The organism is Nitrosopumilus ureiphilus (assembly GCF_013407185.1).
GTDB classification, from domain to species: Archaea; Thermoproteota; Nitrososphaeria; order Nitrososphaerales; family Nitrosopumilaceae; genus Nitrosopumilus; species Nitrosopumilus ureiphilus.
This window is the reverse complement of record NZ_CP026995.1, coordinates 635624-661253: the sequence shown is the minus strand read 5'-3', so window position 1 is coordinate 661253 and position 25630 is coordinate 635624. Positions and strand designations below refer to the sequence as shown.

The following is a 25630-nucleotide window of genomic DNA, read 5'->3' as shown; positions in this document are numbered from 1 at the left end:
ATAGAATATTGATCCAAATTTTCATTATTTTTGAGAAAACTTATAATCGTGCTAATTTGATTCAAAAATGCATGACAGAGTTCATACCAATTTCACAAGCAAAAAAAATGCGAAGTGGAGTTAATGTAAACGCCGAAGTGAAAAGCAAAGGAGATCCAAGAACTGTAAATCTAAAAAGTGGAGGAACAGTTGATGTCTGCGATGCAATCATATCTAACGGTGAAACTGAAGATGACCAAATGAAACTCACATTGTGGGGCGATGACATTAAAGCAGTCAATGTTGGAGACACCGTTGTGATCACAAATGGATACACAAATGAGTTTAAAGGTGAAGTATCCCTTACCAAAGGTAAATTTGGTCAGATGGAAATAAATCCTCAATAACTTCTTTTATTGTTTTGATTATTTTTCAAATCTACGAGCATCACTATTGTTCCAATAACTGAAATAATTATTCCAAGAATTAGTAAAAATCCAGAGATAGCAAGAACCAAAACCACATTCATGGTCGAGGAATCGGAATTAGACAGAGGATCAAAATTGTCTGGATCTTCAGAAAACATTGCTACGACGTTGACATTTCTTGTTCCAATATTTTTAACTTCTAGATTTAATGTGTCAGATTGAGGAATTTCCAGCATCTCAAAAAGAATAGGATTATTTTGAATAAAATCACCATAATCATCTCCAAAAATATTTGAAATGTTTATGGATAATTTATCACCAGGCTGATAATCAACTATTCCAATACCCCACATTAGTGACACGTCTGATGAAAATGTACTATAGGAAAAAGAAGTGGAATCGCCAGACATAATTTGAATTTCATCGGTAATTTCATTAAACATTCCTTCAAGTAACGAATCAGAAAAATTGTTTATTTCAGAAATGTTATTTGGCACAATAGAAGATGCAATTGAAAGTGAGATTACTACCAATACCAATCCAGATATAGAAATTATTGGGCCACGTTTTTTCATAATCATATTATGAAACCAAACCTACTTTTATGTTCTAGAAATCGTATTATGAGACTTATCGTTTAGACTTTTTTGATACTTTCTTTTTAGCTGCAGTCTTTCTTGCTGGTTTCTTTTTAGCTGCAGTCTTTCTTGCTGGTTTCTTTTTAGCTGCAGTCTTTCTTGCTGGTTTCTTTTTAGCTGCAGTCTTTCTTGCTGGTTTCTTTTTAGCTGCAGTCTTTCTTGCTGGTTTCTTTTTAGCTGCAGTCTTTCTTGCTGGTTTCTTTTTAGCTGCAGTCTTTCTTGCTGGTTTCTTTTTAGCTGCAGTCTTTCTTGCTGGTTTCTTTTTAGAAGACTTGTGTTTCTTTACCAAAAGTTCTCGTAATTTTGATGATGCCTTTTCCAATGTGTTTTTAATAGATTCTTCAGTTTTAATTCGTCTTTCTAATTCTTTTTCAAGTTTTTGAGTTGTCTTATGACTTTCAGTTATTGTCTCACGCAAAGTTGGTTTTGATTTTGTTTGTTTTTGAATTTTTGAGTCAATTTTTGATTTAACATCTGAATAATTTGAAATATCATCTGAGATTTTTTTGGCAGTTTTTCGCCTGTTTTTAATTTCAGATTCTAATTCTTGGATATGATCACTTAATGAGTGTAATCGAGCCTCAGCATTCTCCTTTTCTTCAGGATTTTCAGCAAATTCTATTTCTTGTTGGGCTTGTTCTATAGCCTCTTTTTCTCTAGTTAGTTTTTCTTGTGCTGCAGCCACCAGTCTTTCAATACTCTCCAATTGAGAGGTTTTTTGTGTAAGGACAGTAGACACATCAGACACATCCTCTCGTTCAGATTCAATTTTTTTATCGATGCTGGTTAAACCAGATGAAGAACGTCTTTCAGCTGAACGAGCTTCTTTGAATTGTTTTTCAGCTTTTTGCCTAAGCTTGGATGCGTCCTGTTTCTTTTTTCTTAATTGAATTACTAATTTTTCTAATGATGTCAATGATACAATCAAAGAAAAAGAGTCGGTTAAGTTGTTAATATAATCAGGATTTGACTTACCAGTTAAGAAAATTAACTAATTTTGATCGCAAAAATCATTTTTTAAAAAATATTAGTTAAGAGAATTCAAGAAAAGTATGGATTTTCATCCAAAAAATTTGCCAATATCAAAGACATATGATCTAAAAGACGAAAAAGATGCAGTAGATGCAGTTGAAGATATGGTAAAACTTGGATTTAAAGAAAGAAAAGAAGGATTCAGAGTTCTCATGCCAAAAGAATCAAAAATTGCTAAAAGAATTGGGCACTCGGTTACAACTGGAGTAACTCATGGACTCAGACAAAAAAATGAAATCCGAGATATTAGATATTGGACATATCATCATGATGATGAACATTATGCAATTGTTCTGATAAGTAATTCTGCTTTAACTGAATTAGGTTTTTGATCTCTCAAAAAGTTTGTAAAGTTTTGTTCGTTTAGCCATTACTCCGGCAAGCATTATTCCAATTACAGTTCCACCAATGACATCCATAGGATAATGCTGTAAAACATAGATTCTGCTAAGTGAAATCATTGCAGGATACAAGAACATCAAATATGCACCACGTGGGAATCGTTCTGAAAGTGCATAACCCAAAATTATTGCGAAAATCATTGATCTTGCAGCATGTCCAGAAGGATATGATGCATCAAATCCACCCTCACAGAATAAAGCAAAGGTATCACGGCTAATTGTAACAGGGAATTCCACGCCTTCATACTCAAAATTAGGTCTATCCCTATCCACACCGCATTTGATATAGCCTGTAAGGAGCGTAGATATTACGATTAGAATCATAAGAGTAATTCCGATTCTTCGAGTTTTGGGAATGATTAAAACCACAATTCCAAACATCAACATATTGAAGACATCACCACTTTCTGTGACATACTGCATAATGATGTCAATTGATGGATTTCCGACATTTTGTGAGAAAAATAAAACTACATTTTGATCAAAGATATCAGTTATTCCCGAATAAACGAATCCAGTAAGAACAAGAAATAATGCAGTCAGTAAAACAAAGGAGCGGGACCTAATATCAAAAATCCAATTTTGCAATTAATTAAACCTCAAGTTAGTAGTTTTTAATTTTTGTCAGTAGATAAGTTTTGAAATTATGAATTACTGTTTGTAAATAATATTAGTGAAAATAAATGATCGGCTCAAAGAATTTAACCAAGTGGATAATAGAAAGGGCGTGAAGGTACTCACACTAGATGATTTTGACCTAAAAGGCAAGACCGTTTTTTTAAGAGTAGATATGAATTGCCCAATAGATCCAGATACAATGGAAATTTCAGGTACCAAAAGAATTGAAGAAGCCATTGAAACTTTACAATCACTAAAAGAAGCTAAAGTTGTTGTTGCATCACATCAAGGAAGAGTTGGAAATGACGATTATACAGGAATGGACAAACACGCAAAAGTTCTTGAGAAATTGATGAACAGAGAAATCAAATATGTTGAAGATACAATTGGTGAAGCTGCACAAAATGCAATTAAAAATTTAGAAGACGGAGACATTTTACTTTTAGATAATCTAAGATTATGTGCAGAAGAAAATTATGAATTCACACCAGAAAATGCTGCAAAAACAATCATGGTTTCACGATTATCAAAATTGTTTGATCTATGTGTATTAGATTCATTTCCAAGCGCACACAGATCACACCCATCAATTGTCGGATTCCCACAAGTCATTCCTGCTTGTGCAGGAAGAATTGTTGAGAGAGAAGTTAGAAATCTAGATGAGATAATGACTGTAGCCAAGGCACCACATGTAATTGTCCTCGGAGGCTCCAAAGTACCAGACAGATTGGAAGCAATCAGACTATTGATTCAAAATGGACGTGCAGATCATGTTCTATTAACAGGATTAATTGCCAATGTGTTTATGCGTGCACAAGCCAGAATCAAATCCCCTCTTGGAATTAAAAGAGAAGATGAAGTAGTATCAAAAGCTCATTCGTTGATAGGAGAATATCCAGATGTTTTTGCCACACCTGTTGATATTGCAATTGATAAAGATGGAGCAAGAGTCGAGATGGATGTCAGAGAGATTGCCAAAACTGATAAAATTTATGATTTAGGTCCAAAAACTGTAGAATATTATTCAAAACTAATTGCTGGTGCTGGAACCGTCTTTATCAGCGGACCTGCAGGATTTTTTGAAAAAGAAAATTTCAGTTTTGGAACAAAAGCATTACTTGATTCAGTTGCAAACTCCATGGCAACAACAATCGTTAGTGGCGGACATTTGACATCTGCTCTAAAAAAACTTGGACTTGCAGAAAAAATCAATCATGTCAGCACAGCAGGCGGGGCACTAGTGCTTTATCTTACAGGAGAAAAATTGCCAATGATCAAAGCACTTGAGGATGCTGCAAAAAAATACAGATCTAAATAGAAGATTTACAAGAAGAGTTTGGACATATTCTTTCTTCAGATGGTCCAAGATAGACATCATTGTTACAAGAATTGCAATGAAGTTTTTCAATTGGATCAAATAGTTTCATCCATATCGTTGTAAAGTTCTGGGCAATATTTCTTGCAAGACCAGAATCACAAATTTCGTTAAAAAAGGATTCAGTGTCATCAATTATCCAAGAAGGATCAAGATCACCATTTTCTTTTATGATTTCAAAAATTTCATCATTTGTGAATTTACCATCAGGATCATTAAATTTTTCAAAAATTATTTTTCGTATTTGCAATGAAATTGGCATTGTGGGAGTAAAATCACTCATACTAGTACAGATTTGCTGCCTCTTCTTTTAGTTTATCTACATCAGGAGTATCTTCTAAATTCTTTCCAATGTAGGTATAAAGAGCAGATTTCAGTACTTTAAGAGAAAGCAAGGCACATTTTATTCGTACAGCCTGAAGATGCTCTAGACCCAATTCACTTAACACATCATTTTTCTCTATTGCTCGTGCTTCATCAAGAGTCTTACCCTTTGTGATTTCAGTTAGGACAGAAGAACACGCCATACAAATTGCACATCCCTTTCCATGAAATTTAATATCTGTCACTTTGTTATCATCAATTTTCATGTCAATATCTATACTGTCACCGCATAGTGGATTTGAATCATGAAAAGTAACATCATGATTTTCAATTTCTCCATAATTAATTGGGTTTCTAGAATAATCCACAATCATTTCATGATAAATATCCGCATTGCCACTCATAGTTTGAACACCTTTGCCACAATTTTTAATGAATTTACCAGAATATCAATGTCTTCTTTAGTATTGTAAATGTAAAAACTAGCCCGTGATGTTGCTGCAACATTTAGTCGCTCCATTAACACTTGTGCACAGTGATGTCCAGAACGTACCGCAATACCTTCTTCATCAATAATTTGAGCAACATCGTGAGGATGTACATCTGCAAAATTAAATGAGATCACACCACCACGTTTTGACATATCCTTTGTACCGTAGATATGAAGTCCTTTGACTTCAGATAATTTTTTCATAGCATATTTTGTTAGTTCAATTTCGTGCTCCCTTACATTATCCATTCCAATCTTTGTAAGATAGTCAATTGCAGCTCCTAATCCCACAACATCTGCAATGTTTGGAGTACCTGCTTCAAATTTGTATGGTAAATCATTCCAAGTGGTTTCATATTTGTGAACTTCTCGAATCATATCACCACCACCATGAAATGGCACCATTGTTTCCAAAATAGACTTTCTAACCCACAAAACACCAATTCCTGTGGGGCCTAACATCTTGTGTCCAGAAAATGCAAAAAAGTCACACCCCAATTTTTCAATGTCAACTTTCATGTGAGGTACTGCCTGAGCACCATCAATTAGGGTGAGAACGCCTGCTGCTTTACATTTTTCAATGATTTTTTCAGCATTAGTTATAGTTCCAAGAACATTTGACATCAGACTAAAGGTTACAAGTTTGACTTTACCTGTTGCAAGATATTTGTCAAGATCATCTAAAATTAATTCACCATCATCATCCATTCCAATGTATTCTAATTTGGCATGTTTTTCTTGAGTAACAAGTTGCCAGGGTACAATGTTGCTGTGATGTTCATATTCAGTAGTAACTACAATGTCACCTTCTTTGATGTGAGGTCTACCCCATGCATATGCAACTAGATTAATTGCTTCAGTGGTGCCCCTAACAAAAATAATTTCTTGACGATTTTTAATGTTAATGAAATTTACAATTTTATCTCTAGTTGCCTCATAAGCTTCAGTAGCTTCTTCAGCTAGTGCATATACTGCTCTGTGTATGTTGGCATTGTGATTTTGATAATAGTCAGTAATCGAATCAATTACTTGATTTGGTTTTTGTGTGGTAGATGCATTATCAAGATAAACAAGTTTTTTGTTATCTCGAACAGTTCTTTGAAGTATTGGAAAATCTTTTCTTATATTTTCAAATAATGATTCTGTACTTTGCATATTTTAAAGCTCCACGTAAATTTCGTTGTCATCTATTTTAACATTGTATACTTTAAGAGGAATTTCTGCAGGAAGATTTTGAGGCTCGCCATTCTCTAAATTAAAAACAGAAAGATGTAATGGGCATCTCACGCCTTCATCACTGAGAAAGCCTGTAGAAAGATCGGCATCAGCATGAGTGCATATTAAATCAGTTGCATGAATTTTTCCTTTAAGATTAGCTAGTAGAAGTTTTTTATCATCATGTACAAATCCAAAAAGCTGTCCTTCTTTTACCTGCTCCAAATTGCAAGCTTTAATCCATTCTGACAAATTAATCACCGATACTTGTAGTGTTGTTCAATTTCTGCGTCTTCGTTATAACGTGTCTCTTCTACTTCAACAAATTTAGTTAATTCTGCATCAGTGTTAATAGTGAGTTCACGATTTTCCCATTTAGATTCAATAAGATATGCAATCCATGCTCGTACTTGGAAGGACATTTTCCTTGAAAGTGGTTCTAAGAATCCCTCAACAATGGTTCTTTCTGCCTCTTCGTGAGTAAGACATCTAGTTTTAAGATAAAATATTTGCTCTTCGTCAATTTGTGCAACAGATGCAGAGTGCGTAGCCTTTACATCATTTGTAAATATTTCCAGTCCAGGAATTGCATCAGATTTTGCATCTTTATCTAAAAGAATAGAACGACCAGATAAAAATGAATTTGATTTTGCAGCGTGTTCTTTAATTCTTATCATTCCCTTGAAAAGAGACTTTGATTTGTTTCTAAGAATTGATTTTTCAACTACCCTTGCATCAGTAGATGGACTTTCATGATTCACATTAGTTTGGATATCAAATGATTGCTCATCATTTCCAAATATTACTTCAGAGTCATTTACAGATGCACCACTACCATTAAGAAAATATTCAATTTTGTATCTAGATAAAATAGAACCAAACAAGCCAGAATACCAATTTACTTTGGCATCTTGTGCCAAATCAGTTCGTCTTGTTGAAAAGTTTACTGTATGCTGATCCATTAACTGTAAAGTTGTAACATCTAGCTGTGCATTTGCTGCAAGATTTGTGTTTAGTAATTCAAGATATGCTGGTTGTTTTTCTGTTTTAGGAGAATAGATTTCTTGGACAATTGTGGCTTTGCTGTTTTCATCTGCAAAGACAATATTTCTAGCAATAGTAGAATTACCATCTTCTGAGAGACATGCCAAAAAGTGAATTGGTTTGTCCAAGACGAGATTACGTGGAATATGGATGAATACTCCTGAATTAAAGGCAGCATTGTTTAACGCAGTAAATTTATCATCATTTGAGTTTGAAGATTCTAGTGCTTTTTTTACCAGGTCAGAATTATTTTTAATTGCATCAGATATTGAAGAAATTACAAGTCCTTTTGATTTTAATTCATCAGAGATATTGATTTTGTGAACATTTGTTCCAATCTGAATAATACAAGTTTCATTTTCTAGTTCGGTTAATCTTTTGTTTAGGAAACTTGGAATTGTTTCAGTAGTGGATGTTGAAAGTAATACTTTTTCTGGGTCCATTTTTTTGGCATCAGTGTATTTGTTGTAAAGAGGAGACATTTCAATTGGAAGACGATCATAGATTGTTAGTGAATTTTTTCTGTAATCTTTGAGCCATTCAGGTTCATTTCTTGATGAGGAAATTTCATCGATATGGCTTGTGTTGAGTTTTGAGAGTGTTTCTTGAGACATTTTTAATCAAAGTGGGAGTTTACCCCACAGAGTCATCCATCTCTAATTTGATGAGTCTGTTGAGTTCTACTGCGTATTCCATTGGAAGTTCTTTTGTAAATGGTTCCATGAAACCATTTACAATTAATGAAAGGGCTTCCTCTTCAGTGAATCCTCTAGTCATCAAGTAGAAGATTTGTTCATCACCAATTTTTCCAACTGTTGCTTCGTGAGTAATTGTTGCATCTTCCTGATTGATTTCCATGTATGGATATGTATCAGTCTTGGACGTATCATCTAAGAGTAATGCATCACATCTTACGGTTGCTTTAACATTTGTAGCACCTTTTGCCACATTGAGTAGTCCTCTGTAAGTTGAACGTCCATCTAGTCTGCTTACTGACTTTGATGTGATTTTAGAGGTAGTATTTGGTGCAAGATGAACCATTTTAGCACCTGTATCTTGGTGTTGCCCTTTTCCTGCAAACGCAATAGAGAGTGTCTCACCATATGCTCGCTCACCCATAAGATAGATTCCAGGATACTTCATTGTCAGTTTACTTCCAATGTTTCCATCAATCCATTCTACTGTTGCACCCTCATATGCATAAGCACGTTTTGTAACCAAGTTATACACATCGCTACTCCAATTTTGGATTGTCGTATATCTTAGTTTAGCATCTTTGTGTGCAACTAGTTCTACAACTGCAGAGTGAAGTGATTCTGAAGAATAAACAGGAGCAGTACATCCTTCAATATAGTGAACTTCTGAGCCTTCATCAGCAATGATCAATGTTCTTTCAAATTGACCGATGTTTTCAGCATTAATTCTAAAGTATGCTTGAAGAGGCATGTCAACTTTGACACCTGGTGGAATGTAGATAAACGAACCACCACTCCAAACCGCACTGTTTAGTGCTGCAAATTTGTTATCTTCTGGAGGAATAATTTTACCAAAGTATTTCTTGAAAATCTCTGGATGTTCTTTAAGCGCTGCATCAGTATCTAAGAATAGAACACCTTGTTTTGCCAGATCCTCTCTTAGACTATGATATACGACTTCAGATTCATATTGTGCGCCAACACCTGCTAAGAATTTCTTTTCAGCTTCTGGAATTCCAAGTTTGTCAAATGTTTTTTTGACATTGTCTGGTACATCATCCCAGCTCTTTTCTACTTTGTCAGATGCTTTTGCATAATAGTAAATATTTTGGAAATCAATAACGCTAAGATCTCCGCCCCAAGTTGGCATTGGTTTTTTCATAAAAATTTCAAAAGAACGTAATCTAAATTCAAGCATCCATTCTGGTTCATCTTTCATTTTACTGATGCTAATCACAGTTTCCTTAGACAGGCCTTTCTTGCTAAGGTGAACATAAAGTTCTGTAGAGTCTTTAAAATCATATTTGGAATAATCCATGTCGAGGTTTTCAGTTGCCATGCCCATCATAACCCCGTTATATTATAAATACATGAGGAAAAATAGGCACAGCTAAATAGGTTTAGCTAAGATTGTGGTTTAGAAGATCAAGTTAAGCGCAATCAATGTTCAGATTATGCAGTAAGAGTATTTTTCATTGCATCAAACGCCCCTGCAACTGTATGAACTTGAGATACAATATTTTTAACATTGAATTTTTTCAATTCATCTGAAGTAAATGGACCAATAGAAACTACAGATAATTTTGCAAGATGTTCAAGTAATTTGTCTTCACCATAATCTTTTGACATTATCTCAAAGAATCCACGTACAGATGATGCACTGGTAAACACTATACCATCCACTTTATTTTGAGAGAATAATTCTCTGAATTCATTCCATTGAGTAGTATCTCTGAATGCACAAACATCATAGAGATGAATTTCTAGCACATCAATTCCAATTTTGTTTAAAAGTTCTTTGAGAAATGGTGTAGATGCGCCACTTCGAGGAACAATAACTTTTTTCCCAACTGCGTTGATTTGTGTGAATTCCTCACCCACTCCAACAGATGAAAATGTAGTAGGTTGAAGATTAACTTTGATTCCTTCGTTTTCAAGCGCAATTGTTGTTTTTGGGCCAACAGACATTACGATAGTATTTGCAACAGCTAATTGTAGATTATCTAATTTACCAACATGTTTTGCAGTATCAAAAAGTAGTTTGACTGCTTTTGAGCTCATAAAAACAGAATAGTCAGGATTGTATTCCTCCATAGATTCTAAAAACTCATCAACTATTTTTTCACCCTTACTTACAAGTTCAATTGTAGGTAATGGGAGTGGTTTTGCATGATTTTGTTCAGTAAGTGAAATGAATTCAGTAGCATCATCCTTAGAACGAGTTATAGCAATAGTTTTTCCATCAAGCATTATTTCCACCCAATAGTATCTGACAAATCAACGACATTTCCAATAATAATAATTGTGGGAGGGGTTATTTTATTTTCTTTAATTTTTTTTGCAATATTTGTTATTGTTCCTTTGATCATTTTTTGGTTAGGAGTAGTTCCATTTTGAATGACTGCAACAGGAGTCGTCTTATCCATTCCTCCTGCAATAAGCTGTTTGCAAATAACATCAATTCTTGAAAGCCCCATCATAATCACAATTGTATCAACAGATTTTGCAAGTCTTTGCCACTTTACGATCTCTTTTTTCTTTTCAGGATCTTCATGTCCTGTAACAAAAACTACAGATGAGGCATATTTTCTGTGAGTCAAAGGGATGCCTGCATATGTAGCAGAACCAATTCCAGAAGTAATTCCAGGAACAATTTCGTATTTTACTTTATTGTCTTTTAGAAATTCTGCTTCTTCACCACCACGTCCAAAGATTATAGGATCACCGCCCTTTAGTCGAACAACATTTTTTTTGGATTTTGCATGTTTTACCATCAAATCGTTTGTGGTATTTTGATGAGTGGTGTCATCCCCTACTGCTCTGCCAACGTAAATTTTTTCAGCTGATTTTGGAATCATTGAAATTATTTTTTTACTTACTAGCCTATCATACAAAACAACATCTGCCTTTTTGAGTAATTCAACTGCACGGAGTGTAATTAATTTATGATCTCCAGGTCCTGCTCCAACAAGATACACTTTTCCAGTCATGTCTTATTCCATTCCTCTACTTTTTCTCTCCAATTTAATGCAAGATCATTTACGCCTTTTTCTTGCAATTCTTCGCCAGCATTTTTTCCAAGAGATGTAGGATCATTTTTGCTACCAGTTTTACTGACTTGCAATGATTGTTTTCCATCAACAGAGAATGCAGATACTGTTAATGTCATTTCAGAACCATTTGATTTTGCATATGCACCTAATGGAAATCTGCAACCAGAATCAACATAGTCAGATAATGCTCTCTCTGCCTCTATTTCCAATCTAGAATCTGCATCTTCAATTTTTTTTAGCATAGAAATTGTGTTTGAATCATCTACTCTAGCGACAATTGCAATTGCGCCTTGCCCTGGAGATGGAGAAAAATTATCGATAGATAAAGGAGTAAATTTCACATCAACTTCTAATCTTGAGATACCAGCTTGCGCAAGAACTATTGCATCAAAATTTTCACCTGATACTTTTCTTATTCGGGTTTCTATATTTCCTCTTATTGGTTTTACTGTAACATCAGGCCTGATTCTTGAAACCTGAACTGCACGTCTAAGTGAACTTGTTCCAATTACTGCACCTTGTTTGATATTTTCCAAAGACGAACCATCTGATGAAATAAAGACATCATTTACTGATTCACGTTTTGGAATAGATGCAATGATCAGACTCTCATCTAACTTTGAAGGGACGTCCTTTAGACTATGTACTGCAAAATCAACTTCTTTTTGAGCAACTGCTCTATCAACTTCTTTTTCAAAGATTCCTTTCTGATTTATTGTAAATAATGGCCTAGAATCAGTATCACCTTTTGTAGTGATGGATTTAATTTCATATTCACAATCAGGATTTACTTTTTTTAGTTCTGAAATCACCCAGTTTGTTTGAGCTATAGATAATTGACTTCCTCTTGCACCTACCACATACTTCAATTTTTCACCGATTTTAGTGCTGCATCATATGCATCAAGTGTTTTGTTTAGATCATTTTCAGTGTGAGCATCAGATAGAAAGACCACTTCAAACTGTGAAGGGGCTACGAATATTCCTTTCTTTAATAGTGTTCTAAACATTTTTTGAAATTTCTTAGAGTCTGCTTTTTTAGATGTCTCATAATTAGTCACAGGTTTGTTTGTAAAGAAAATCTGAAACATAGATGCTGTAAAGTTGATTTGGTGTTGGATATTCATGTCAGTGGCCATATCATCAAGTGCAGTAGTAAATAACAGATTGAATCGTTCCAGTTTAGAGTAGAGTTTGTTTTTTAGTTTGTTAATTGTCTTAATTGAGCTAATTGCAGCACTAACAGAGATAGGATTTCCCGCAAAAGTACTTGCTTGGTAAACTTTACCTCCGGGAGATAGTAAATCCATGATTTCTTTTCTACCACCTACGGCAGCAATTGTAAATCCATTGCTCAAAGCTTTTGCCATTGTAGTGATATCAGGTTTTATTCCAAAATGTTCTTGGGCACCACCAGGTGCAACTCTAAATCCAGTAACAACTTCATCGAAAATTAACGGGATGTTGTTTTCTTTGGTAATTTTTCTCAAATCATAAAGGAAATTATTTTCAGGCAAAATCAAACCCATGTTAGCCAAGATTGGCTCTACAATTACTCCTGCAATATCTTTATTTTTTTGTATTGTCTTTTGTAGATCTTCTATATTGTTATACTGTACAACCAAAGTGTTTTTTGAAACTTCATCTAATCCACCATCTGAAACTGAAATGCCATTATGTGCAGAACCAGATCCGGCTTTTACCAGCACAGAGTCATGTGCACCATGATAACATCCTTCAAATTTAATTATTTTCTTCTTTTTTGTAAAACCACGAGCTAGTCTAATTGCAGTCATTGTTGCCTCACCTCCCGTATTTACCAATCTGACTTTGTCAATTGATGGAAAGTTTCCAATGATTAGTTTGGAGAGTTCGATTTCGGATTCTGTCGGGGTACAGTAAAGAGTTCCCTTTGAAAGTTGATTTGATACAGCAGAGATAATTTCTTTTCTTCTATGACCTAACAGTAATGCACCATAACCATTACAAAAATCAATGTACTTTTTGTTCTCAGCATCCCAAAGATATGCACCGTTTGATGATTTTGTAAAGAAAGGATATGGTTCGAAATATCTAACAGGGCTGTTTACTCCTGAAGGAATGACTTTCTTGGAATCTGAAAATAATTTGGAATTAGTCATCAACATAGGCTAAACTAGGCCATTATTATTCGTAAAAGACAGAATTTTTTGGATTTTCAGGCATGAATCATCCAATTAAGGAATCATCAGATGTTTCTTGTTTGCACCAGCATTTTGGACTACATGAATACTTTGGTTTTTCAGACATCATATTCTCCTTTATTGATCTTCCCGTCATTGCTTTCAAGATGAATCGTCTGAATAGACTCCCGTACAACCTGTTTAATGATGCCTGCTACTTCTTTTGACAATAGAATTTTTGAAAATGAGGTATTGTCATGCTCAGGGAAGGGAATAGCACACACTGAATATGATTAGATGAAATTTGATAAAACATGATTGTAGTTATTTTCCATAATGAACTAAAAAGTTGTAATCTATATAGAAATTAAACAATCATGCAATTTTGTTACATATATCATCACAGTAAGGACAAAACAAAACGTCTTCTGCAAATTTGCCACGCCTTAAAATTTCAGCCTCATCATTACCACATTTTTGACATGTCACTTTTTGCATCATAGTGTTTACTCGGTTTTGATCTAAAAAAACATCCTAAAGGATTTATGATAAATATGTAAAGTAATACAATTTACGTAAATCAAAATGTAAAACCATATTCTTGTTTACAAATATGATATCGCGGTAATGTTTTTTGGTTACAATTAAAACAAATATCTTGAAATAACATATTACATATTTTACATTTCAAATGATTCTTTAGAAACAATCCACACTTTCGGCAGCTTTCATCAGGCATTATACATATGAGTGTTCTTTAATGTCCAATCAAAATCATGTAGAATAAATAATATTTTTTTTGCAAGATAATACGGAATAACATCCAAATCACATACTGCCAACATTAGTCCTTTAGAGTAGGGAAAAATTAATTCCAAAACAGTTTCTCTGTGAATAGTTATGAAATTTAGTGGACCAATCAGATCATCAAATTCTTTGCAAAGAGATGTTTGTAGAGCTCTTTGCATGTAAAACATTTCTATTTCAGGTTTGGACATTTTTGTAATAATTCTATCATTTCGAAATTTTGACTCAACGGCTCTTCCATTTTTGTTCAACGATGATACAAAAAAAATGCGTTCATTTGAAGCCAAAATATCCTTACACAGGCGTGAAATTCTCAAATCTTGAACAAAATCAGATGATATCATCATTATATCTACCACCAAGAAAGACTAAAGCAGACCGTCTTTAGATTTGATAAAACTCCGTAGTCTATGTAGTAGATAGTATCACTATGATTCTTGTTTTCGCTGATTCTGAAATTTTTTCCTAAACAAAAATGCAACAATAATTGTTCCAACATAGGGTGCACTCCAATAAAGCCATAGATTATCCAACATTCCAGACAATAAAGCAGGTGCTAAGGCTCTCGCAGGATTCATTGATGCGCCAGAAATAAATGCCAAGAAAAAGATATCCAGTCCAACAATACCACCAATTACAATTCCACTAAATCCTTTCAGACCCTTAGTATACACCACAGTAAATATTACTGCCATAAGTAATGCAGATGCTAAAACTTCTACTGGAAATATTAGAAATATAGAATAATCATAGTTTGGAGCATTTGCCCCAAGGTTTGCATCTCTTCCGATAAACATCATAACAAACAGAGAACCAAGTATTGCGCCAATGATTTCAGCTGCAAAATACCAGAGAATTTGGATTTTTGAAATATGACCTGTAATGTAGTACCCAATGGTTACTGCTGGATTGAAATGAGCAAGGGAGATTTTCCCAAAGGAGTAAACACCAATGATTAATGCAATAAAAGGAGCAACAGCTGCAAACCATATTCCATATGGACCACCGATTTGAACATCATACACAATAGAGCCTGTTGCAAAAATTACAAGAATGAATGTACCAATTAGTTCTACAATAAAGATTTGGAAATTAGAATATACCATTATTGGTCATCTAATTTTGTAATGAGGTTTAACACCTCATTTTTTATTTGATCACGGATTTTTCTTAATTCTTCAATGTCCTTGTCTTTGGGATCAGAGATATTCCAATCAATTACATCATCTACAAATAATGCAGGGTATGACTTTTTATCCATACATCCCATATTGACAGTGATTGATTGTGCAATCATTTCATTTGTTAATTCTTTTGGTTTTTGTTCAGTTATGTCAATTCCAATCTCTTTCATTACATCAATTACATTTGGGATGAGTTGAGATTTTGGTTTAGTTCCTGCACTAATAACATCAAACTGAGGAGCAAATTTTCTAAGAAGTCCCTCTGCCATCTGGCTACGACCGGCGTTTTCTACGCACACAAAAAGGATTTTTTTGGATTCTACCATAAGATCAAATAAATAGTGGTTTATATAAATTTAAATTGATATGAATGGAATCAGCCTCTTAAAATGCATTTGTGATGAAACAAGATTTGAAATTCTAGAGATATTACAAAAAAACAAAGAGCTGTGCGTAAATGATTTTGTTGAAAAATTAAAGAAAGACCAACCGCTAGTATCACATCATCTAAAAACATTGAAAAAATGCGGTATTGTAAAATCAAGGGATGAAGGTAAAAAAGCAATGTATTCAATTTCAAACAATCAACTATCAGTGTTGATTTCAAGTATTACAAATGCAAGTAAGAAGATTCCAGTTCTTTGTTCAGATGATTCTTGCTGCTAAAATTTTTCAGTTCTAACTACATCAATGTCACTGACATAAAGGACTATAGCAAAATTTGCAAACAATGTTCTTGAGATCTCCTCAACAATATCAGATAGTTTTTCTTCACGCATGATTACTTCAACCTTAACGTTTTTTTCATTCTTGAATCCTTGACCACGTAAACCACGTGCCCCATTTCCATCTACCTCATAAGTCGTATATCCTGTAATTTCATGATTTTTTAAAATTTCAATTATATTTTTTTGAGCAAGAATTTCACAAGTAATTGTAAGTAATTTTACGTTGTAGAGTTTCATATCCAGTCCTTTATGATATAATCGAATAAGTCTATCGATCCTTCTCCTGTGTGAACAATAGATGAAATTGTAAACATTATTGGCAACAATACAATGATGTTGTAAGGGAATGTAATTCCTAATGCAGAAGTAATGTAAAGACTAGGCTTTGCTTGAGGAATTGCATGACGTAATACTGCAGGTGCTGCAATAAATGATGCACTAGCTAACAACAATCCAAACATAACTGCACCGCCAAGACTCAAGCCCATTGCAGTTGCAACTAGAACACCTATAATTCCATTAAAAGTAGGCATGATTACAGCAAATGCAGTAAGGAAAATTCCAACTTTTTTAATATCATCTAGTCTTTGACCTGCAATTATTCCCATCTCTATCATAAAAATTACAATTGCTCCAGTAAACATTTCATCAAATACAATTTTGATTGAGCCAAATCCATCCTCACCTATTATGTATCCTATTACGATACTACCAAGTAGAATTACTATTGCCTTACCAGTGATTGATTCATGTAAAACCTGAGAGAGCTTTGTTTTGGCACCCTGTATCCCAATTTCAATATCAGATGTATCATCACTTGTGAAATATTTTTTCTTTGCTTTGATTTGTTTTGACACGGTCATATTTGTCAAAAAGATAGCCAAGATGAACGCTACTGGTTCTAGTACTGCTAAAATGGCTGCAAGAAATCCTTCTGATGAGACACCTTGATTTTTGAGAAAAGACAAGCCAACTGAAAATGTCACAGCTCCTACTGCACCATATGTTGATGCTAGTGCATAAGAATCAAAAATATTGAATTTTCCCAATCTTCTTAAAATTTGATAATGATTCAAAGTAAACAAAAGCGAAAGTCCAATTGCAACCAACATAGGAATCAACATATTTTCAAATCCAGTATTTCTCATCTCAATTCCACCATGAAGACCAATTGCGGCAAGAAGATAGATTGGTAAAAATTCTGAAATTGCCTCAGGGATTTTCAAATCAGATTTTATTCTAGCTGCAATAATTCCAAACAAAAAGAATAGAATGATAGGAGTAAGAAGATTTGATTGAATTAATTGTAAAATATCCATTTGAACAATACAAAAAATTTTTGGCAGAATAAAAATTAAGACATCAAAAAATCAAACAAATAGGTGAATTAGATAAGTAATGATAATTCCCATTAAGGCACTACCAGGGATGGTAATAACCCATGAAAAAACAATCTGTCTACTAACTTTCCATCTTACAGCATGTTTTCTGCGTGCAGCACCTGCACCCATGATAGTACCAGTTATTGCGTGTGTGGTACTAGCAGGAATACCAAATACTGCAAATACTGCCAACATCAACCCCCCACCAGTTTCTGCTGCAAATCCTTGGTATGGTTTGAGTTTTGTAATTTTTACACCCAAAGTTTTGATTACTTTGTATCCACCAAAGAAAGTTCCCAAGCCCATTGCAGTTGCTGCCGCAATAATTACCCATAATGGCATTTCAAGTTCAGGGATCATACCTGCTGAGAATAAAATCAAGACAATAATTCCCATAGTTTTTTGCCCATCATTTGCTCCATGAGTTAATGCAAACCAAGCCGAAGAAATTATTTGTAATTTACCAAAAGTTTTGTTTACTGGTCCAGGTTTGCGACCTGCAAAAATTGTAATTATTAATCCAGTCAACAATAATCCAAAAATGATTCCACCCATAGGCGCAATTACAATACCTGCAAAGATTTTGGTTAGGCCACCATAAACTAATTTTTCAAACCCTAATCCTGCAATACCTGCACCCATAATTCCTCCAACTAAAGAATGGCTGTTTGATATGGGTAATCCAAAATAAGTGCAAAGGGTACTCCAACCAATTGCACCAGCTAATCCACCTATAATCATGTAAACAGTAATGTCATCTGGACTGACGATTCCTTTTGCAATAGTAGTTGCAACAGCAACACCAAAAACAAAAGGGCCAATAAAATTCATGGCCGCAGATAAACCTACTGCATGGATTGGTTTTAGAACACGTGTTCCAATTACAGTAGCAACGGAATTTGCAGAATCATTGAACCCGTTTACAAAATCAAAGATTAATGCTACAATGATTGCACCTATTGCTAGCTCTAACATTTAATCATCTCAGGTGTATTTTAGAACGATGTCTTCAATGACATCTGCAACATCAACACATCTGTCAGAAGCAGTTTCCATTGTTTCATAGATATCCTTTAGTTTGATGATTTTGATTGCATCATCACTTTCAAACAGTTCTCGGATGGCTTCCCTATACAAATCATCAACGGCATGCTCAATATCACCCGTATTTCTGCAATGTTCAATCATATCTTTTGAATTTTTTATTCTCTGTAATTTTGAAATCATGTACTCTACTTCTTTTGTAGCTTTGACTAGTTCTTTGGCCATTTCTTCACAGTATGGAGGAGGAGTGGTGATTTTGTAGCTGTATACCCTTGCAGCAATACCATCCATGAAATCAATCACATCATCAATTTTTGATGCAATTCTTTGCATGTCTTCTCTATCTAAAGGAGTAATGAAGGTCTTGTTTAGTTCCGCAAAAATATCGCGTGTCAGGACATCAGCTTCAGTTTCAAGTCTATGGATCTTTTTAGTTTGATCAATATTACTAAGATCTGAGAATAAAACCACTACGGCTTCAGAAGTTTCAACTGCTTTTTTTGCTAAATTATCAAGAATCGTTAAGAGTTCTTTTTCATTGGATTTTATCCAGGATAACCATTGCCCCATAGATTTTTCAGATATCATGGAAGTAATAAACTGATATAGAAAGAACATGACACCTATATAGAAAAATCATCAGTGAAATGTTTTGATCGCAATTATTCAATAAAAATTCAATTAATTATTACTGGTTTTTTGTATGAGATGCTATTCGCTCTTCACTTGGTCTGTGTTTTCCAGTTACAATGTAATTAATTGCATCACTCATGAATACAGCATGATCCCCAATTCGTTCCAAATATCTTAAAAGTAAAGCTTCAGCTAAAGCACACTTTGTATTATTTGATTCAATTAGTTTTGGCAGTCTTTCTTTATATATTCTATCAATGACTTTTTCATCCTCTCGAATTTTGATTGCTTTGCGTACATCAAGTTCAGCAAATGACATTACAGCTTCTTTGATCATGTGCTTGACTTTTTTTGTAGATTCAACAAGAGAGGCGTTGGTACATTCAGATACATCACCAAACAAGTCTCTCACTTGTGTTATATCATATGCATATCTACCAAATCTAGAAAATGCATAAGAAATTTCAGTAGATGAACGAATAAGTCGAAAATCATCTGCAACAGGTTGATATTTTAAAAGCATATCAAATGTCAAATCTTCAACTTCATAGTATTTTGAGCGAATAGAATCAGACAGTGACAGAACTTTATCCATAGTGTTTGTACCATCAAGGTAAGAATCAATTGCTAAAGATACGGATTCAATTACCATATCGCCCATTTCAGCCATAATGAAAGAAAGTTTTTGCAAGGAAGGATCAATTAATCGAGTCATTTATCCGAATTGTCCTTGAACGTATTTTGCAGTTAATTCATCTTTTGGATCTGTAAAGAGTTTTTTCGTTTCTCTAAATTCAATCAAATCACCCAAATACATGAATCCAGTATAATCTGAAACTCGAACTGCTTGTTGCATATTATGAGTTACAATGATTATGGTGTACTCTTTTTTTAATTCTGTAATAGTTTCTTCAATTTTTTGAGTCGCTATAGGATCAAGGGCAGATGCAGGTTCGTCCATCAATAAAACTTCAGGCTGTATTGCAAGGGCTCTTGCAATGCAGAGACGTTGTTGTTGACCTCCAGATAATTCAATTGCAGATTTATTTAGATCATTTTTTACTTCATCCCAAAGATATGCCATTTTTAGGGAATCTTCTACAATTTCATTTAGAATTTTTTTATCTCGTATGCCGTTTAGTTTCAAACCCGCTGTAACATTGTCATAAATTGACATAGTTGGAAACGGATTTGGTTTTTGAAAGACCATCCCGACTTTTCTTCTGTGGTAAATAGGATCTATTGCTTTATCATAAAGATCAATGTTGTCAATCATTACTTTTCCTTCAACTTTGGCATTTTTTGTCATATCATGCATTCGGTTAAGACAACGTAGAAAGGTAGTTTTACCACAACCAGATGGACCAATTAAAGCAGTAACTGATTTTTCTTTGAACTTCATCGTGATATTTTTTACTGCTGCAATTCCATCATAACTTATTGTTACATTTTCTGCAATCATTTTGTATTTTTCAGAATCGACAGTAAAAGAGGGAGTTACCTGCTCTTCAGTATTTGCGGTTTTAACACTCAATGCCGTCAATTTTTAGCATGTATTCCTTTCTTAATTAATCGTCCGAATATTCCCTGCTTTCTCTTTCTATTTGCAAAGTGGTATCTAACTGCAAGATTGATTCCCAGAATAATTATTATCAAAACTAGTGCTGATCCCCACCCTTGTAATTGTGCACTATCATAAGGTAGCAAAGATAATCTCCAGATTCTAAGAGGAAGTGCATCCATTGGAACATCCATGCTGCTGAAGAATTGACTGCTTCCAAGAATAGTCATTATTAATGGAGCTGTTTCACCGCCAATTCTTGAAACAGATAGTAAAATTCCTGTTATCATTCCACTTTTAGCTGCAGAAATTACAATTCTAAAAGTAATTACCCATTTTTTCAAACCTAAAGCAGTTCCTGCCTCACGATAAGTCACTGGAACCATTTTTAGAGATTCCTCAGTTGTTCTTGCAACAATTGGGAACATGATTAAAGATAGTGCAAAGGCGCCTGCCCACACTGAAAAATGACCCAGAAGCAAAACAATTACTAAAAATGCAAAGATTCCAAGAACAATAGATGGGAATTCCATGAAAACATCATTGAAGAATCTAATAGTTCTTGCAAGCTTATTGTCTCCATATTCAGAGAGATAAATTCCTGACATTACACCAATCGGAACTCCAATCAAACTAGATAATCCAATTATTATCAGAGTCCCTTGAATTGCAGGGCCAATACCACCTTCGCCTGAACCAATAGAGCCAGGAGTCGCAGTTAAAAATTCAAAACTGATTGCCATAATACCATTTTTGAAGACTTCGACTAGAATACTTCCAAGGGGGATAATTGCAATTATTACACATGCAAATACTATGATTCGAACTATTTTATCAACAACAAGTCTCTTCCCCACATTTTGTTTGAATAATGTCCTATACTCTTGTCGTCTCTCATTAGTAGTCAATTGTTAATTGCACCCTCTTTTACTTTCATCATTCTAGTTACTAGAAGATGAGCCACAATATTGATTGCAATTGCAATTAGTAGTAGAACCAAAGCAACTCCAATTAATGCAGGAAGATGTAGTGATGCAGGCGAGGCTTCAACAAATTCATTTGCAATAATGCTAGACATTGTTTGACTTGGTTTGAATAATGATGATGGGATTGCAGCAATTCCTGTTGCATTACCAATCAACATTGTCACTGCCATTGTTTCGCCAACGGCTCTACCAAGTCCAAGAATTGAAGCACCGATTAATCCAGTTTTAGAATATGGAAAAACAGCTAGTTTGAACATCTCCCATTTTGTTGCACCCAGCATGTATGCAGCCTCTTTTTGTTGTTGAGGAACTGCCTTCATTACTTCACGAGATACTGCTGAAACTGTCGGGATGATCATTATAGCTAAAATCACACTAGCAGTAATAACGTCAAGACCAAATGGAGTTCCGGAAAATAAAAATATTGAATCACCAAATAAATCATGAAGTGGCTCTTCAACCCAATCCTTAAAGTAAAGTCTAAAAACAAAGAGACCCCAGAGACCATAAATCACACTTGGAACTGCAGCTAAAAGTTCAACTAGAAATCCTAATGGACCACCTATTTTTGTAGGAGCATCTGAGATAAACATTGCAATTCCAAGACTTAGTGGAACTCCAATCAGCATTGCAAGGGATGCAGTAACTAGAGTACCCAAGATATAGGGTAATGCGCCAAAAGATTCCCTGCCTTCAACTGCGTTCCAATCAGTACCAGTGATAAATGACAATCCATCTTCTTCCCAGATTGGGTAGGATTCAGAAATTAATTGAAAGACTAACAAAGTAATCATTACTAAAACATAAACACCTGCAACAGTTGCGCCGATTTTGAAGATTCTATCAGAAATTTGGCGCCTGCCTTGCTTTTCAGGTGTGAGATTTATCTTTGCCACACATTCAGGCGTGAAAATGGAGTTATCTAAGATTTGATCATATTTTATGAGAACGTCATAGTTCTATATAGATCCTCAACTAAATTGTAAATAAGTAACTAACCAAATAGATCATAATTGGAAACATTAGAAAGCTCAAAGCAGACAAGGCGGATGCAGCTTAGCGGGGGTTCCACGTACATTATTTCCCTTCCGAAGAATTGGATAGAAGAGTTAAAGATCAAAGTTGGGGAAAATGTCACCATTGTAAAAAATTCTAACCATTCATTAACACTAATTCCAAAAGAAGGCGAAAATAAAACAGAAAAAAGTACTGCAGTTGTTTTTTCCAGTCAGAAAGACTCTGGTGAATCAATCAAACGAAAAATAATTGCAGCTTATCTTTCAGGTTACAAGACAATTAAAATTAGAACAAAAGGAATGAGAATTCCTTCAGAGCATTCTAGAAGTATTAGAGAATTAGTTCGCTCTACAATGATTGGTACTGAAATTGTAGAGTCAAGCTCAGAAACTATTACAATTCAAATTCTTACAAGACTCCCTGAATTGTCGTTTGATACAGCATTGAAGAGAATGTATTTAATGGCAAACAATATGGTTATAGAAGCAATAGAATCACTAGAAGATGCAGACACAATTCATGCAGATGAGGTTGTAAGTATGGATGATGAAGTGGACAGATTTAGCCTCTATATGAGACGCAATTTGGTTCTAGCAGTTGGAAATGAGAATATTTTACAAGACATGGGATTGAGAAAACCATCTGATTGTCTAGGACATAGGGCTATTGTTAGTAGAATTGAGAGAATTGCAGACCATGCAGCACTAATTGCAAAAAGAACAAAATTCATCGAAGATAAAATAGATTCAAAAACTTTTGCAAAAATAAAAAAACTCTCAGAGAAATCACTTGAAGTGTTTGAAAAATCAATTACAGCAGTTCAAGAGCATGATTTTGAAAAGGGAGAAAATGTTGCAGAAAAAGTCAACAAAGTAATTGATGAGGAAAAGCAGATTATGAGTAAAATCAAAGAGACTGAAAAAAATGCCACAATTATAAGATTTGTCTTGGAGGATTTGAGAAGAATAGCAGAATATTCAAGCGATATTGCCGAAGTTGTAATAGATGAAAACATTCAAAGTATCATTTCAGAAGAATAAATAGATAAAATTTTAATTTAAAAATAAAAAGAAAAAAAGTCTACTCTACGTAGAATCCTGGAGCCCAGTCATCAGTCTGTCTTAAATCACCGCTGCTGGTAGTTTTTGCTTTTTCGACATTAAACATTGCATCATAGATGGGATTGTTTGGATGGTATCCTTGGCATTCAAAGTCAAAAATGTTTTCTAGTGCAAATGTGCCTTTGACATAACTCTCTTCGGTGTTTGGATTAGTAGAAACAACATAATCAGTTGATCTACAGTTTGAATAGTTAAAGCCACGAATTACTTCATTACCAGATACTATCTTGACATCAATGTCAACAAGATTGCGATTGTTATTTCCAATCACACCCTGAATGGATAGATTGTCATCAACATGGTTGTATAGTAATGGATAATCACCAACAATTCCTCTCAACTCTACAGTTGGATATGTCGTTTTTCTTGTAAATTGTTGAGTTCCAGCAGTATTTTTACCACTTGCAGTATTAGTGTTTTCTGTTGCTGTAAGCACTTCACTTTGTTTGAACATGGAGAACTCTACAGTTTCAATACCATTTTCAAAAGTGAATGTAGTAAAAGCACTCAAGCCTTTGGCAGTGTTCTGAAGTGGCTCTACATATTCATGTGTAATTTGAGTTGTTTTCCAAGAAGGGCCATCACCATGAAGTTCATCATAATACATGTTTAATGCGTCAATTCCTGAACATTCAAATCCTAATTGATAAGCGGTTACAAATCCGCTCTTTCCGGTAAATCCCTCTTCTTTGTCTGTCAGAGTAGTTATTTTTGCATCAGATACACGACAACTTGAGAAATCAAATCCCCTCAATGTTTTTTCGCCATTAGTAAATTCAACTAATGCATCAAAATCATCATTAGAAGATCCTGAATAACCTGATACTTTTCTTGCATTATCGATTTTGCTCTGCAATAATGGATAGTAATCTAAAACTCCCTCTACAGAAAATTCGGCTGAAACATTTCGTCCAGATTCAGCATATCCCGATACTAGATCAAATACGGGAAATTCAATTTTTTCTTGTCCTTCATTAAAGGAGAACGTAACAGATGTTTTCATACCATTAATGAATTTAAATCCAGATTCACCATGATCAATTAGAGTTCCCGGAGTTACAGGTGTTGAATCATTATTAGAATTTACTCCACTGCATACAAAGTCAATTTTATCTACTATTGCAAATCCAACTTCTTTGGTATAACTTTCATAATCATTTGAGTCAAGTGTTTCAACTTGATAGTTATCTACTCTACAGTTGTTGTAATCAAGAGAGATTATAGATTCGCCGTTTTTTACAAAATCAGCATAAATATCAAAGTATTTGAATTGATGATCAAATGCTGCATTTGAATATCGATAAATGTATGCATCATCCAGTGCTTTATGTAGTAATGGTGATTGTGTAACAGTACCTTCTACTGAAAATGAAACACCTGAATCATCAACAAAGTTTTCACCCATTTTAAAAACAGGGAATTCATGGGTTTCTATTCCATCTCGAAATGTAAATGTCAATACTGGCATTACATCGCCAACCATTTTGTAGCCTTCACTTTCTTCAGCGTATGCATTTGAAAGCCCAAAGGAAGTCACAGTGAATAATGCAACAATACTAAAAATTGCAATGTTCTTTGCGTTTTTGTAAGTCATTGGGAATCAAAAGAAAAAAACTATCTATAAAATGGATCCTCATTTTATACGAGTAGAACATATGTGTAGATAGTATTCGTAACACTATATAGATAAATTCTAAATTTAAAAACTTGTTAT

30 protein-coding genes are annotated in these 25630 nt (G+C 34.3%); 5 read left to right on the top strand and 25 right to left on the bottom strand.

The genetic code is table 11. The features are described from left to right. Positions 1–71 precede the first annotated feature (71 nt). Positions 72–386, top strand: a complete 315-nt coding sequence (locus tag C5F50_RS03750) for a single stranded DNA-binding domain-containing protein (protein ID WP_179372351.1) — start codon at positions 72–74, stop codon at positions 384–386. Here C5F50_RS03750 and C5F50_RS03745 read toward each other — a convergent pair. Continuing rightward, positions 380–982: a hypothetical protein gene (locus C5F50_RS03745; RefSeq protein ID WP_179372350.1), complete on the bottom strand. Its 603-nt coding sequence runs from the start codon at positions 980–982 to the stop codon at positions 380–382. The two genes, C5F50_RS03750 and C5F50_RS03745, sit on opposite strands and share 7 nt — an antisense overlap. A 55-nt stretch (positions 983–1037) precedes the next feature. Continuing rightward, a complete protein-coding gene (locus C5F50_RS03740) occupies positions 1038–1961 on the bottom strand; it encodes a histone H1-like repetitive region-containing protein (protein ID WP_246282132.1) in 924 nt (307 codons plus the stop codon). A gap of 136 nt (positions 1962–2097) precedes the next feature. On the opposite strand from C5F50_RS03740, the gene C5F50_RS03735 reads away from it, so the two are divergent. After that, complete coding sequence (locus tag C5F50_RS03735) at positions 2098–2409, top strand: hypothetical protein (RefSeq protein WP_179372348.1); 312 nt, start codon at positions 2098–2100, stop codon at positions 2407–2409. Here the strand turns inward: C5F50_RS03735 and C5F50_RS03730 are convergent. Beyond that, positions 2398–3066 (bottom strand): phosphatase PAP2 family protein, encoded by a 669-nt coding sequence (locus tag C5F50_RS03730; RefSeq protein WP_179372347.1) that lies wholly within the window; start codon positions 3064–3066, stop codon positions 2398–2400. The genes C5F50_RS03735 and C5F50_RS03730 overlap by 12 nt on opposite strands. A gap of 121 nt (positions 3067–3187) precedes the next feature. Between C5F50_RS03730 and C5F50_RS03725 the strand changes: the two genes are divergently transcribed. Continuing rightward, a complete protein-coding gene (locus C5F50_RS03725) occupies positions 3188–4414 on the top strand; it encodes a phosphoglycerate kinase (RefSeq protein ID WP_179372346.1) in 1227 nt (408 codons plus the stop codon). Here C5F50_RS03725 and C5F50_RS03720 read toward each other — a convergent pair. From C5F50_RS03720 to C5F50_RS03660, 13 genes are all read right to left on the bottom strand, one after another. Continuing rightward, positions 4407–4754: a hypothetical protein gene (locus C5F50_RS03720; RefSeq protein ID WP_179372345.1), complete on the bottom strand. Its 348-nt coding sequence runs from the start codon at positions 4752–4754 to the stop codon at positions 4407–4409. The two genes, C5F50_RS03725 and C5F50_RS03720, sit on opposite strands and share 8 nt — an antisense overlap. A gap of 1 nt (position 4755) precedes the next feature. Continuing rightward, positions 4756–5199, bottom strand: coding sequence for an iron-sulfur cluster assembly scaffold protein (locus C5F50_RS03715; protein ID WP_179372344.1), 444 nt, complete (start codon positions 5197–5199; stop codon positions 4756–4758). Then, positions 5196–6440, bottom strand: coding sequence for a cysteine desulfurase (locus C5F50_RS03710; protein WP_179372343.1), 1245 nt, complete (start codon positions 6438–6440; stop codon positions 5196–5198). Before C5F50_RS03710 ends, C5F50_RS03715 begins: the two co-directional genes overlap by 4 nt. A 3-nt stretch (positions 6441–6443) precedes the next feature. Further along, positions 6444–6752 (bottom strand): Rieske (2Fe-2S) protein, encoded by a 309-nt coding sequence (locus C5F50_RS03705; RefSeq protein WP_179372342.1) that lies wholly within the window; start codon positions 6750–6752, stop codon positions 6444–6446. A 5-nt stretch (positions 6753–6757) separates the two neighbouring features. Next, positions 6758–8158: a Fe-S cluster assembly protein SufD gene (sufD, locus tag C5F50_RS03700; protein WP_179372341.1), complete on the bottom strand. Its 1401-nt coding sequence runs from the start codon at positions 8156–8158 to the stop codon at positions 6758–6760. Positions 8159–8177: 19 nt separating this feature from the next. Continuing rightward, on the bottom strand, positions 8178–9578 hold the full coding sequence (gene sufB / locus C5F50_RS03695) for a Fe-S cluster assembly protein SufB (protein ID WP_179372340.1): 1401 nt from the start codon (positions 9576–9578) through the stop codon (positions 8178–8180). Between the two features lie 113 nt (positions 9579–9691). Then, positions 9692–10489 (bottom strand): uroporphyrinogen-III synthase, encoded by a 798-nt coding sequence (locus C5F50_RS03690; protein WP_179372339.1) that lies wholly within the window; start codon positions 10487–10489, stop codon positions 9692–9694. Continuing rightward, a complete protein-coding gene (gene cobA, locus C5F50_RS03685; RefSeq protein WP_179372338.1) occupies positions 10489–11229 on the bottom strand; it encodes a uroporphyrinogen-III C-methyltransferase in 741 nt (246 codons plus the stop codon). Before cobA ends, C5F50_RS03690 begins: the two co-directional genes overlap by 1 nt. Beyond that, positions 11226–12152 (bottom strand): hydroxymethylbilane synthase, encoded by a 927-nt coding sequence (gene hemC / locus C5F50_RS03680; protein ID WP_246282196.1) that lies wholly within the window; start codon positions 12150–12152, stop codon positions 11226–11228. The genes cobA and hemC overlap by 4 nt, the downstream gene beginning before the upstream one ends. Before the next feature lie 5 nt (positions 12153–12157). Continuing rightward, positions 12158–13432 (bottom strand): glutamate-1-semialdehyde 2,1-aminomutase, encoded by a 1275-nt coding sequence (hemL, locus tag C5F50_RS03675; RefSeq protein ID WP_246282130.1) that lies wholly within the window; start codon positions 13430–13432, stop codon positions 12158–12160. Positions 13433–14184: 752 nt separating this feature from the next. Continuing rightward, positions 14185–14607, bottom strand: coding sequence for a hypothetical protein (locus tag C5F50_RS03670; protein ID WP_179372336.1), 423 nt, complete (start codon positions 14605–14607; stop codon positions 14185–14187). 81 nt (positions 14608–14688) lie between these two features. Beyond that, positions 14689–15366 carry an MIP/aquaporin family protein gene (locus C5F50_RS03665; protein ID WP_179372335.1) on the bottom strand — a complete coding sequence of 226 codons (678 nt, stop codon included), beginning with the start codon at positions 15364–15366 and terminating at the stop codon, positions 14689–14691. Then, positions 15366–15770 (bottom strand): arsenate-mycothiol transferase ArsC, encoded by a 405-nt coding sequence (locus C5F50_RS03660; RefSeq protein WP_179372334.1) that lies wholly within the window; start codon positions 15768–15770, stop codon positions 15366–15368. Before C5F50_RS03660 ends, C5F50_RS03665 begins: the two co-directional genes overlap by 1 nt. Before the next feature lie 40 nt (positions 15771–15810). On the opposite strand from C5F50_RS03660, the gene C5F50_RS03655 reads away from it, so the two are divergent. After that, the gene (locus C5F50_RS03655; RefSeq protein WP_179372333.1) at positions 15811–16110 is read left to right on the top strand and encodes an ArsR/SmtB family transcription factor; all 300 of its coding nucleotides are present in this window, start codon (positions 15811–15813) and stop codon (positions 16108–16110) included. On the opposite strand, the gene C5F50_RS03650 is transcribed toward C5F50_RS03655, so the two are convergent. The 8 genes from C5F50_RS03650 to pstC form a co-directional block, all read right to left on the bottom strand. Beyond that, positions 16107–16409 (bottom strand): P-II family nitrogen regulator, encoded by a 303-nt coding sequence (locus C5F50_RS03650; protein ID WP_179372332.1) that lies wholly within the window; start codon positions 16407–16409, stop codon positions 16107–16109. The two genes, C5F50_RS03655 and C5F50_RS03650, sit on opposite strands and share 4 nt — an antisense overlap. Next, positions 16406–17491 carry a sodium-dependent bicarbonate transport family permease gene (locus tag C5F50_RS03645; RefSeq protein WP_179372331.1) on the bottom strand — a complete coding sequence of 362 codons (1086 nt, stop codon included), beginning with the start codon at positions 17489–17491 and terminating at the stop codon, positions 16406–16408. Before C5F50_RS03645 ends, C5F50_RS03650 begins: the two co-directional genes overlap by 4 nt. A 51-nt stretch (positions 17492–17542) precedes the next feature. Continuing rightward, the gene (locus C5F50_RS03640) at positions 17543–18529 is read right to left on the bottom strand and encodes an inorganic phosphate transporter (protein ID WP_179372330.1); all 987 of its coding nucleotides are present in this window, start codon (positions 18527–18529) and stop codon (positions 17543–17545) included. 9 nt (positions 18530–18538) lie between these two features. Further along, a complete protein-coding gene (locus C5F50_RS03635) occupies positions 18539–19216 on the bottom strand; it encodes a DUF47 domain-containing protein (protein WP_246282129.1) in 678 nt (225 codons plus the stop codon). A 70-nt stretch (positions 19217–19286) separates the two neighbouring features. Next, the gene (locus C5F50_RS03630; RefSeq protein WP_179372329.1) at positions 19287–19946 is read right to left on the bottom strand and encodes a phosphate signaling complex PhoU family protein; all 660 of its coding nucleotides are present in this window, start codon (positions 19944–19946) and stop codon (positions 19287–19289) included. Beyond that, positions 19947–20774, bottom strand: a complete 828-nt coding sequence (gene pstB / locus C5F50_RS03625) for a phosphate ABC transporter ATP-binding protein PstB (RefSeq protein ID WP_218843337.1) — start codon at positions 20772–20774, stop codon at positions 19947–19949. Next, positions 20771–21700: a phosphate ABC transporter permease PstA gene (gene pstA / locus C5F50_RS03620; protein WP_179372328.1), complete on the bottom strand. Its 930-nt coding sequence runs from the start codon at positions 21698–21700 to the stop codon at positions 20771–20773. Before pstA ends, pstB begins: the two co-directional genes overlap by 4 nt. Further along, positions 21697–22674 (bottom strand): phosphate ABC transporter permease subunit PstC, encoded by a 978-nt coding sequence (gene pstC, locus C5F50_RS03615; RefSeq protein ID WP_179372327.1) that lies wholly within the window; start codon positions 22672–22674, stop codon positions 21697–21699. The genes pstA and pstC overlap by 4 nt, the downstream gene beginning before the upstream one ends. Positions 22675–22791: 117 nt before the next feature. Between pstC and C5F50_RS03610 the strand changes: the two genes are divergently transcribed. Then, positions 22792–23835 carry a phosphate uptake regulator PhoU gene (locus tag C5F50_RS03610; RefSeq protein WP_179372326.1) on the top strand — a complete coding sequence of 348 codons (1044 nt, stop codon included), beginning with the start codon at positions 22792–22794 and terminating at the stop codon, positions 23833–23835. A 40-nt stretch (positions 23836–23875) separates the two neighbouring features. Here C5F50_RS03610 and C5F50_RS03605 read toward each other — a convergent pair whose 3' ends face one another. Beyond that, entirely contained in the window at positions 23876–25510 is a 1635-nt protein-coding gene (locus C5F50_RS03605; protein WP_179372325.1) for a hypothetical protein, read from the bottom strand. Between the last annotated feature and the right edge of the window lie 120 nt (positions 25511–25630).

What these genes read in the sequence shown, in the direction of transcription:
- C5F50_RS03715 (WP_179372344.1), bottom strand. Translation starts at nt 5,199, where the DNA reads ATGAGTGGCAATGCGGATATTTATCATGAAATGATTGTGGATTATTCT.
- C5F50_RS03650 (WP_179372332.1), bottom strand. Translation starts at nt 16,409, where the DNA reads ATGAAACTCTACAACGTAAAATTACTTACAATTACTTGTGAAATTCTT.
- C5F50_RS03640 (WP_179372330.1), bottom strand. Translation starts at nt 18,529, where the DNA reads ATGTTAGAGCTAGCAATAGGTGCAATCATTGTAGCATTAATCTTTGAT.
- C5F50_RS03735 (WP_179372348.1), top strand. Translation starts at nt 2,098, where the DNA reads ATGGATTTTCATCCAAAAAATTTGCCAATATCAAAGACATATGATCTA.
- C5F50_RS03745 (WP_179372350.1), bottom strand. Translation starts at nt 982, where the DNA reads ATGAAAAAACGTGGCCCAATAATTTCTATATCTGGATTGGTATTGGTA.
- cobA (WP_179372338.1), bottom strand. Translation starts at nt 11,229, where the DNA reads ATGACTGGAAAAGTGTATCTTGTTGGAGCAGGACCTGGAGATCATAAA.
- C5F50_RS03720 (WP_179372345.1), bottom strand. Translation starts at nt 4,754, where the DNA reads ATGAGTGATTTTACTCCCACAATGCCAATTTCATTGCAAATACGAAAA.
- C5F50_RS03665 (WP_179372335.1), bottom strand. Translation starts at nt 15,366, where the DNA reads ATGGTATATTCTAATTTCCAAATCTTTATTGTAGAACTAATTGGTACA.
- C5F50_RS03655 (WP_179372333.1), top strand. Translation starts at nt 15,811, where the DNA reads ATGAATGGAATCAGCCTCTTAAAATGCATTTGTGATGAAACAAGATTT.
- C5F50_RS03635 (WP_246282129.1), bottom strand. Translation starts at nt 19,216, where the DNA reads ATGTTCTTTCTATATCAGTTTATTACTTCCATGATATCTGAAAAATCT.
- C5F50_RS03690 (WP_179372339.1), bottom strand. Translation starts at nt 10,489, where the DNA reads ATGCTTGATGGAAAAACTATTGCTATAACTCGTTCTAAGGATGATGCT.
- sufD (WP_179372341.1), bottom strand. Translation starts at nt 8,158, where the DNA reads ATGTCTCAAGAAACACTCTCAAAACTCAACACAAGCCATATCGATGAA.
- C5F50_RS03670 (WP_179372336.1), bottom strand. Translation starts at nt 14,607, where the DNA reads ATGATGATATCATCTGATTTTGTTCAAGATTTGAGAATTTCACGCCTG.
- C5F50_RS03630 (WP_179372329.1), bottom strand. Translation starts at nt 19,946, where the DNA reads ATGACTCGATTAATTGATCCTTCCTTGCAAAAACTTTCTTTCATTATG.
- C5F50_RS03710 (WP_179372343.1), bottom strand. Translation starts at nt 6,440, where the DNA reads ATGCAAAGTACAGAATCATTATTTGAAAATATAAGAAAAGATTTTCCA.
- sufB (WP_179372340.1), bottom strand. Translation starts at nt 9,578, where the DNA reads ATGGCAACTGAAAACCTCGACATGGATTATTCCAAATATGATTTTAAA.
- C5F50_RS03645 (WP_179372331.1), bottom strand. Translation starts at nt 17,491, where the DNA reads ATGGATATTTTACAATTAATTCAATCAAATCTTCTTACTCCTATCATT.
- C5F50_RS03605 (WP_179372325.1), bottom strand. Translation starts at nt 25,510, where the DNA reads ATGACTTACAAAAACGCAAAGAACATTGCAATTTTTAGTATTGTTGCA.
- C5F50_RS03660 (WP_179372334.1), bottom strand. Translation starts at nt 15,770, where the DNA reads ATGGTAGAATCCAAAAAAATCCTTTTTGTGTGCGTAGAAAACGCCGGT.
- C5F50_RS03750 (WP_179372351.1), top strand. Translation starts at nt 72, where the DNA reads ATGACAGAGTTCATACCAATTTCACAAGCAAAAAAAATGCGAAGTGGA.
- hemL (WP_246282130.1), bottom strand. Translation starts at nt 13,432, where the DNA reads ATGACTAATTCCAAATTATTTTCAGATTCCAAGAAAGTCATTCCTTCA.